At 54.9% G+C, this 9,117-nt stretch carries 5 protein-coding genes; 2 read left to right on the top strand and 3 right to left on the bottom strand.

Features of this window, described 5'->3' with window-relative positions; genetic code table 11:
- Window positions 1-569 precede the first annotated feature (569 nt).
- Together V7730_RS09625 and V7730_RS09620 are read left to right on the top strand one after the other, a co-directional pair.
- Window positions 570-1,634 (top strand): helix-turn-helix transcriptional regulator, encoded by a 1,065-nt coding sequence (locus tag V7730_RS09625; protein ID WP_335747385.1) that lies wholly within the window; start codon window positions 570-572, stop codon window positions 1,632-1,634.
- Between the two features lie 203 nt (window positions 1,635-1,837).
- On the top strand, window positions 1,838-3,043 hold the full coding sequence (locus tag V7730_RS09620; protein ID WP_335747384.1) for a CAP domain-containing protein: 1,206 nt from the start codon (window positions 1,838-1,840) through the stop codon (window positions 3,041-3,043).
- 174 nt (window positions 3,044-3,217) lie between these two features.
- On the opposite strand, the gene V7730_RS09615 is transcribed toward V7730_RS09620, so the two are convergent.
- The 3 genes from V7730_RS09615 to V7730_RS09605 form a co-directional block, all read right to left on the bottom strand.
- On the bottom strand, window positions 3,218-5,296 hold the full coding sequence (locus V7730_RS09615) for a calcium-binding protein (protein ID WP_335747383.1): 2,079 nt from the start codon (window positions 5,294-5,296) through the stop codon (window positions 3,218-3,220).
- 649 nt (window positions 5,297-5,945) lie between these two features.
- A complete protein-coding gene (locus tag V7730_RS09610) occupies window positions 5,946-7,262 on the bottom strand; it encodes an HlyD family type I secretion periplasmic adaptor subunit (RefSeq protein ID WP_335747382.1) in 1,317 nt (438 codons plus the stop codon).
- Window positions 7,259-9,019: a type I secretion system permease/ATPase gene (locus tag V7730_RS09605; RefSeq protein WP_335747381.1), complete on the bottom strand. Its 1,761-nt coding sequence runs from the start codon at window positions 9,017-9,019 to the stop codon at window positions 7,259-7,261. The genes V7730_RS09610 and V7730_RS09605 overlap by 4 nt, the downstream gene beginning before the upstream one ends.
- Window positions 9,020-9,117: the final 98 nt, after the last annotated feature.

Genomic DNA, 9,117 nt, shown 5'->3' with positions numbered 1-9,117 from the left:
GATGCATCTTAGCCAAGCCGCAAAACTGTCCTAAAAAGCAGGACCACTTCAGTCGGCTTATTTTCGGAATAGTGCCAAATTTCTTAGGTGTGCAAGCTGCGGATTAAGCACGATTCGCAACCTTCAACGCCTTGAAATTTTCAAGCCGACGATTCTTTTAGTAATCGGGGTGGGCGCGCGCGGCGATACACCCGCTACTGTGCTGAATTCAAAATATGAATTTCTTCTGGCTGCTTTTGTCTCACGACAGTGACCGGAGCCCCATTTTTATGGTAAATTTATTGCCTAAAACACAGAAATTTGATAATCTACCCTCACTTGGGGGTGAGACCCGCTCTGCCTTTTTTTGGGCTTCGGGCGGTTCAAATTGTAATTTCCGATTGGGGGTGGAAATTTTTCAGACTTTATATTGAATAGAATACCACGGGCACGTCCTTAATGCGCATTTAGTTCGCAGGACGTCTCCTATCAGGCTGCAACTTGTAATTTATCGAATGCGCACCTGATTTTTGAGTACTTTTAAATGGTTTGAATTTTTTCTAAAGAGAATAATTTTATGGATCAGACATATGCATGTTTTTCGTCAAAGAGCGAAAGTCCATGGTAATAAAGTAGATTTTGCCAGCCATTTTTGCCAATCTAGCCGTATGCCATATATTTTGATGGCATACGTAAACATCGACACAAAAAGAATTGTAGAGTCGTGGGTAGGGCGCTGTCCGTCCCATGGTGAGGAAAGCGTAAGCGAACTGGTCAAAACGGTCGAACTGCGCCTTGCCTTGCATTTCACAATCAGCCGCAGTCCCGGGGACGGACCTGAAACTTTTGCACCTGATATCATGGATGGCGATTGCGTTTGGGTGGATGCGGGATGCCACCGGATTTGTATTGGTGAATTTGTGGGGAAGCTGGCTCCGATTATCGCCTTCAAGAAGTGCGCGGACCAGGATCCGGAGATGCAGCAGGCAATGGTCAAAATGGGTATGGCGTATGTCCAGTTGCAACTGAACCAGATGGTAACCTCGCAAGCTGAATGGCAGGAGAATATCCTGAGATGCACGACGCGGGCGCTGTCCATCAGCATCGTGGTTGTCTCGCGAACGGGTGAAATCGTGCATGACGGCCGGGGCAGGAAAAAGAGCGTGGGATGCGTCTCTGGACTGAATATCGAAAACAACCGGTTTGTGGGCGCCGCCGCGGATATGAGTGCGCTGCATCTTGCGATTATGGCGGCGACCTCGGAGGAGAAGAAAACGTCGACAGTATCAATCACTGGTGGCAAAGGCGGATCGCAGTTGTTGCTGGTCATGCCTTTGGTCGACTCATCCTCCCCGCTGGCGCTGATTATGTTTGAGACGGAACAGCTGGACCATACCAAGATATGCGAGACGTTTTGCGACACCTACGATCTGACCGCATCCGAGCGTAAGATCGCCCGCAGCATCATTGGCGGTTTGACGATCGCACAGGCTGCCGAAGAGGCGATGCTGTCGGTGGCGACAGCGCGTAGCTATATGAAGCAGATCTTTGCCAAGACCGGCACGCACCGTCAAAGCGAGTTGATCAGCCTGTATTATGAATCGATTCTTCCGGCGGCGACGGGGATCGGCACATTGGGAAGGGTTCAGCCGTAGAATGTGTCAGGACTTTGTTTTTAGGCATTTTCTGCTCATATCAGCGCCTTTTGGGCGTCTTTCTCCGGCCATAAAGAGGCGGGATCGCGCCGTTCGCGCAACAAAATAGGCGGGTATCCGAGCAAATTTACCGGTCAGGTTGCTCTAATTTTTTGCTCGTGCCAGCTTCTGCCCTCAGTAGTGGACACAAAAAAGGGCAGGCAATGTCAGTTGCAAATCTAATTGAAAGAGAGATGCTCGACCTGATCAATCAGGAACGTCGGGCGGCAGGATTGTCGGATCTGAAACTGGAACAACGGTTGAACGATTCCGCAGATGAACACAGCCAGTGGATGTTGGATCAGGATATATTTTCCCACACCGGCGTGGGGGGAAGTTCGTCCAACGATCGCATGGTCGCAGCCAACTTTGACTTTTCGGGAAGCTGGCGATCCGCTGAAAATATTGGCTTTCAGAGCATCCGGGGCGCCGAAGGTTACTCCGACGATGTCGAAGATATTCACAACAACCTGATGAACAGCTCGGGCCACCGTGCCAACATCCTGAATGCCAGTCATGAATATGTCGGGATCGGAATCAGGATCGGTGAATACAAGGGCTTCACTGTCGTGATGATCACGCAAAACTTTGCGGCCACTGACGGGCAGGTTGTGCTGGACGGCGGGACCGCTGCAGACCCAGAACCTGTGGTGGTTGATGCCCCGGAGGACGTTGTTGGAACCAACAGCAACGACAGGCTCTTTGGCACCTTTGATGACGAAGAGCTAAGAGGTCTGGGCGGCAACGACCTTCTGGTTGGACGCGGCGGTGATGACACTATTTCGGCTGGCAATGGCAATGATAGGCTGCGTGGTGGTGAAGGTGCGGATCTGCTTAACGGAAGTTCGGGCACGGATACGGCCGATTACATGGGGGCGCGCACCGCTGTTCGTGTTGATTTGGATGTACCCGGTGTCAATACCGGCGAAGCGCAAGGCGATACCTATATCTCCATCGAGAGCGTCATAGGATCGCGGTATGATGACTATCTGCGGGGTGATGCGGCCTCGGAACTTCTCAAGGGTTGGCATGGTGATGATTGGCTGCGGGGCCGTGCTGGCAACGACACGCTGGCGGGCGGCAACGGGAACGATACTCTTGAAGGGCAAGAGGGCACCGACAGGGTGATCGGCGGCAGCGGCATCGATACATTTGTATTCGGACCGCGCATGGACCGCGACATCGTTGTTGATTTCCAGGACGGTGTGGATGTTCTGGATTTTCAGGCCTTCAATTTCAATACTGTCAGCGAGGCTGCGGCCTACGCTCAACAACGCAATGCGGATGTATTTTTCGATTTCGGCAGCAACGATACGCTGATCATCAAAAACGCAACGATTGCTGAGGTAGTAGACGACTTTCTGATCTAATCGCCTGCCCCCAACGAAGAAGCACCGCCTCTTTGCAGAGACGGTGCCCGGGGGACGTGCTGTAGACTTGTGGGTCCCGCGCACGATCCTTCCCGGTGAAGGCGGCCATACGAGAGGCACCTTGTTCCTATGGTGAAAGGGACCGCCGCAAGGCGGTCTCCCTCTTGACTTAACTTAAACGACGTCCTCAGCAATCAGGTTGACGTAGAGCGCGCTGCCGTTCAGCGATACGTTTGCATCCTGCTCAACGAAGAGCTCTGCAATCTGTGCTTCTGTGGTGGAAATGGTGGTGTCACCAATGCCGTCCAGAGACAGTTTTTCGTAGCAGTCTTCCACGAAGCGGCCCTCTGGCTCACAGTAAGCATATGCTTGATCTGCGTCGCAGTCGATCGGCTCAAGGCACTTGTCTTCGAAGTAGATAACACCTTTGCCGTCACCATCTTCACCGGTCTTGGTCAGGAAGTCGATCAGCTTGCTCTCGTCAAAGAACGGGTTGGATGGGTCGATACCTTCCAGTTCCGCAACCAGACCTTTGACAATAACAGACCCGCCCAAGCTGGATGTGATGATAACATGTTCACCGCTCTCTGAGATCTCGGCAGACAGAGTTCCTTCGAAGTCGGAGTGGAAAACAATGCGGTCTTCCTGGTCGTCGTCGAAGTCCTTGATGACGTTTTTCTCACCGATGTCGAGGCTGGTTTCGCCTTTGTCGTCGCAGTCGCCGTCACCGTTCAGGTCCATGCCGTAGCCGAAGACAAAATCGTCACCGTCTGCGCCACCGAACAAGGTGTCGCTACCAGCATCTGCGATCAGGCAGTCACCATCTTTACCACCGAACAGGCGGTCATTACCTTCACCACCCAGCAGTGTATCGCTACCACCACCGGACTGACCCATGTCACCATAGAGCTTGTCGTTGCCTGCGCCGCCATAGACGTAGTCGTCGCCCGAGCCGCCATCCAGGCAATCGTCATCTGCGCCGCCATCGATGGTGTCGTTGCCATCGTCACCCATGACACGGTCACGACCTGCACCGCCATCCAGGCAATCGTCGCCTTCGCCACCGTTGATGTAGTCGTTACCGTCATCACCGTTGATGATGTCGTTACCGTCATTACCACACAGTGTGTCGGCGCCGTCGTTGCCACGGATGTGGTCATCGCCTTCGCCGCCGCGAACGATGTCGTTGCCTTCGTTACCGGCCAGTGTGTCGTTACCGGTGTCGCCGTGGATGACGTCGTGGCCATAGCCGCCTTCGACGACGTCATCGTCTTCGCCACCATAGATGGTATCGTCGCCGTTGCCACCATTGATGGTGTCGCTGGCTTCGCCGTCGGCTGGATTGCGGTCTGCGTTATCACCAAAGATCAAATCGTTGCCTTCGCCGCCATCGATGCAGTCAGCGTTGTCGTTGCCTTCGATGCGGTCGTTGCCTTCACCACCGAAGATAACGTCGTCATCGCCGCCACCCTGGATAGCATCATCGCCCCAGCCACCGTAGATGCTGTCTTCACCACGCTGGCCAAGAATGATGTCATCACCGTCTTGACCGTCCATGAAGTCGTTACCGTTGTAACCATGCATGGTGTCGTGACCGGAACCACCACCCATGAGGTCGTCGCCGTCGCCGCCGTTCATATAGTCATCACCGGCGTTACCGAGCATAGTATCGTCGCCTGCATGGCCATACATGATGTCTTCGCCGGCGCCGCCGGACATCTTGTCGTAGCCGTCACCACCACGCATTGTGTCGTCGCCAGCCTGACCTGCCATGCAGTCATCGCCGTCGCCGCCGTTCATTTTGTCGTCGCCAGTGCCACCCAGCAGGATGTCATTGTCGGCGCCGCCGCGCAGGTCGTCCTCACCGGAGCCGCCGATCAGCAGATCTTCGCCGTTGCCGCCCATCAGCACGTCATCGCCGGAGCCGCCTGCGAGCACGTCGTCGCCATTGCCGCCGGACAGCTGGTCGTCGCCATCGTCTGCTTCACCAGGGAAGCCACCGATCAGGGCATCGTTACCCGCATCGCCCCACAGGTAATCGTCACCGCCATCACCGTTAAGGAAGTCGTCACCCTTGCCACCGAAGATGGTGTTGGAGTTGTCGTTCCCTTCGATATAGTCGTTGCCGTTCCCGCCGTTACCGCGGTTCACACCAATTGAGTCTTTGAAATCACCATTGTCCGACTGCGGCGTTCCGCCGACCCATGTGCCAGGATTCATGTTCCATGCTTGGTTTTTTGTTTTAATAGCCATTATTCTATCCCCCTCAGGATTATAAAAATATCTGCTGGCCTAAAAATCAGTGCGGCCAGAACAAATTTACCTCGTAGATGCCAAAGTCGTGATGACACCTGCCTTATTTCAGCCACTTTTTGGGATTTCGGACTACCCTCATTTGGGGGTATGCCTACGTTTCATTTTTCACATTTCCGAAGACAATGCGTTTCCTGAAATGAAACAATCCGGTTCGCAGCAACACGGGGGGGCATGCTGCTCTGAATCGGAGGGCGCCGTATTAAATATCACGGCTGTGCTGAAATCCTGATATCAGATTTTCGCTCAAACCGCAGCATACTATGGGGAAGTAGGCAGGTTTTCGCGTAAAACACCAATTTTGGGTGGCAAGGATCTGCGCGCGCCAATGCCAAAAGAGGGCCGGAATACCGGACGTCCGCCAATATGCACAGCCGTTTGAAAAGTCGCCAAACTCATTATCTTCAAATTAGAAACAAACAGTTTCCGATTTGAAGATAATCAAAGAAGTTTTGAAACGCGTGAAATAAAATGATTCTGCCCGCTGCTCGAATCACGGATGTGATATCGGACAGCGGGCAGGGGGCATTGTGTCAGTGTTGTGTCGTAAGTATGGCGGAGAAGCCTGTCGTTCCCCTCTGGCGCAGGCTCAGCTGTTGTCGCGCATTGCCTTGCCAAAGTACCGCGTCAGAGGCGACGTCAGATAGGTCAACGGGCTGTGCTCTCCGGTGCGGATGAACGCATCGACCGGCATGCCGGGAATGAGCGTCTGATCCGCCGTGAGTTTGGACAGCTCCTCCTTGGGCAGATTTATCTCGACGCGGTAGAAGGGGCGGCCAGTCTGGGCATCGGTGAACGCATCCGGTGAAATATGGGTCACCTTACCAAACAGATCCGGCGTCTCGCGCATGTCAAAGGCGCTGAACCGCAGGATCACATCCTGTGCCACATGGACATCGGTCACGTTGAGTGGTTCAATCTGCGCCTCGATTACCAGTGCGCGGTCTTGTGGCACCAGAAATAAAAGCGCTTCTGCCGGCCGAATGACCGACAGACGTCCATAGACCTTCAGATCATAGACGACGCCGGAGATGGGTGCGCGGATTTCCATCTGGTCAAGCTGGGTCTGCAACGCGCGGCTGCGCTCGGCCATCTCTAGTTCGTTGTATTGCAGGTCGCGCAGGACAGAAATGGCTTCCTCGCGGCGGTTGGCGCGGTATTGCAGTTCCTGAATGGCCAGTTCCGATTTGCGTTCCATCGCCTGAGCGCGCCGCGAGGTTAGATCCCCCATAGCGCCGGCCAGCCGCGCGTCCTCACGCTGAAGCGCCAACACCCGCGAGCTTTGCGCCAGCCCTTTGTCCAGCAAGGTCTGCTGCGAAACCGTTTCCGTGCCGACCAGCGTCAACTGGCGGTCGGTTGCAGTCATTTGGGCGTTGATGCCATGGATTTGCTCTACAAGCTGCTGCTGCTGGTTGTTCAATTGAGTAATGGCGCCCTTCAGGCTTTCGGCGCGGGCCTCGAAAAGGTTTTGCTGGCCCTTCATCAAGGCTTCCACATCCAGATCGTGTATGGCCCGCTCAATCAGGCGGGGATCGAAAGCGATTGTCTCCATCTCGTCGCGCTCGGCTTCTAGACGGCCGCGGCGTGCCATCAGTTCATAGAGCTGGCCGTCAACGATCTTGAGTTCGGACAGCGCCAAGGTCGGGTCCAGCCTGACCAGCAGGTCGTTTTCCTGGACGGTGTCGCCTTCCTTGACTAGGATTTCTTTTACAACCCCGCCGGTCAGGTGTTGTACCGCGTGCCGGTTGCGTTCCACCACCATTCGGCCCGAAGCCACCACCGCACCGTCGATTTGCGCGCGCGCCGCCCAGTAGGTAAATCCACCGAGCAGCAACAAGATTGTGCCAAATCCTACAAGAAGCGGCACCGCTGCCTTGAAGGGCATTTTTTCTTTTATCTTGCTCATACCACACCCCCCGGAGTGTTGGTGTTGGCGTTGACGGTCTTGCGAACCGCCTGGAAGTTGGTGAGCATTTCCGACAGGACCTTTTCACGCGGGCCCCATGCCCTGCGTGCGCCGTCTTCAAGCACCAGCAGTTTTTCGCATTCCTTGATGGCTGCCGGACGGTGCGCCATGATGACCACTGCGCCACCGTTGTCCTTGATGGATTTGATCGCGTTGTTGAGCGCGGTCGACCCCTCATTGTCGAGGTTCGAGTTCGGTTCGTCCAGCACCAGCAACACCGGATCGCTGTACAATGCCCGCGCAAGCCCCAGACGTTGGATCTGTCCGCCGGACAGCTCTGTACTGATGGCGTGCAATGGCGTGTTATAGCCCTGCGACAGTTTCAGGATCATCTCATGCGCCGCCGCTTTCTTGGCAGCTTCAACAACCCTTTCATCATCATAGTTGGTCGAAAGCCGCGCGATGTTTTCGGCAACGGTGCCATCAAACAACGAGACCTTCTGGGGTAGGTAGCCGATATATTGAGCCAGCTTGGCCGGATGGTATTGGGTCAGTGGCGCCCCATCGAGGGTGATCTTGCCGCCCGACAATGGCCAGACGCCGGTCAGGGCGCGCGCCAGCGTTGATTTGCCAGATCCGCTTGGTCCGATGATGCCAACAGCTTCACCTGGCCGGATATTGAAATTCAACAGACGCAGGGTTGCCTGACGGCCTTTCGGGGGCACCACGGTCACTTGCTGGATGTCGAGAATGGCACTTGGGCGCGGAAGCTCGACCTGGACTGCATCTGCGGGAACAGTGGCCAGTAGCTCTACCAAACTGTCCCAGCCGCGCTTGGCGCGCTGTACTGTGCTCCATTGGTTCACCACCGTCTCGACCGGCGCCAGCGCACGGCCTAGCAGGATCGACGCGGCAATCATCACACCGGGTGTGATTTCGCCCAGCAGCACCAGATACGCCCCCAGTGCCAGCATCGCTGATTGCATGAACAGCCGGAATGTCTTGGAAAAATTGCTGAAGCTTCCGCCTTTGTCAGCCGCGGACACGCTTTGCTCCAGGGCGCGGTTCCGGGTCTTTGACCATTTTTCGAAGGCGTTGGATTGCATGCCAAGGCTGCGAATGGTTTCGGCTTCGTTTTGCAGCTGTTCGGAGTAGCGATCCGAGACATAGCTTGCAGCAGCGGATTTGACCGCCGCGGTCTTTGTGAAGATCTGGTTGAAGACGGCTGACAGGATCAAAATGCTGCCCCCCGCGACAGCCGCCATACCCAGCCATGGATGGAAAAAGGCGATCCCGATCAGAAAGATCGGCGCCCAGGGCATATCAAACAAAGACGAGAAAACAGGAGAGGCATAAAAGCGCTGCACAGCTTCAAGGTCTTTGAGCTGCTGATCCATTTTGGAGCCTTCACCGCGCTCTTGGTTCATGGAGGCTTTTTTGAGCATGGCCTCGAACACCCGACGGTCAAGCTTGGCCTGAAACCGGGCCCCAAGACGGGTAAGAAGGCGGTTGCGCGCCCAATCCACAAGACCCATGACCAAAAACAGAAAGGCGACAAACGCAAAAAGCGCAACCAGCGTCGCTTCCGAGCGCGAGCCTAGAACACGGTCATATGTCTGCAACATGAAAAGTGGACCTGTCAGCATCAACAGATTTACGAAAATACTGAAGAACGCAGCAGACCACATCAGGCCACGACAAGCGCGGCGCGCCTCGCGCAGTTCCGACAAGCCAGACAGCAGTTTAGGATCGGTCATAACAGTCCCCGCCTAGTTAAATTGACAGTCTAAAAAATTAGCAACGTAATATTCATAATTCTTAAGAGCTTAAAACGTTTGTTTCTATCGGTCACGCG

The sequence above is a fragment of the Sulfitobacter sp. genome (assembly GCF_036961165.1).
Taxonomy (GTDB): Bacteria; Pseudomonadota; Alphaproteobacteria; order Rhodobacterales; family Rhodobacteraceae; genus Sulfitobacter.
This window is presented reverse-complemented; position numbering and strand designations above follow the sequence as displayed.

Excerpts from the sequence above, each read along its gene's own strand:
- V7730_RS09610 (WP_335747382.1), bottom strand. The coding sequence starts at position 7,262 with ATGAGCAAGATAAAAGAAAAAATGCCCTTCAAGGCAGCGGTGCCGCTT.
- V7730_RS09620 (WP_335747384.1), top strand. The coding sequence starts at position 1,838 with ATGTCAGTTGCAAATCTAATTGAAAGAGAGATGCTCGACCTGATCAAT.
- V7730_RS09615 (WP_335747383.1), bottom strand. The coding sequence starts at position 5,296 with ATGGCTATTAAAACAAAAAACCAAGCATGGAACATGAATCCTGGCACA.
- V7730_RS09625 (WP_335747385.1), top strand. The coding sequence starts at position 570 with ATGCATGTTTTTCGTCAAAGAGCGAAAGTCCATGGTAATAAAGTAGAT.
- V7730_RS09605 (WP_335747381.1), bottom strand. The coding sequence starts at position 9,019 with ATGACCGATCCTAAACTGCTGTCTGGCTTGTCGGAACTGCGCGAGGCG.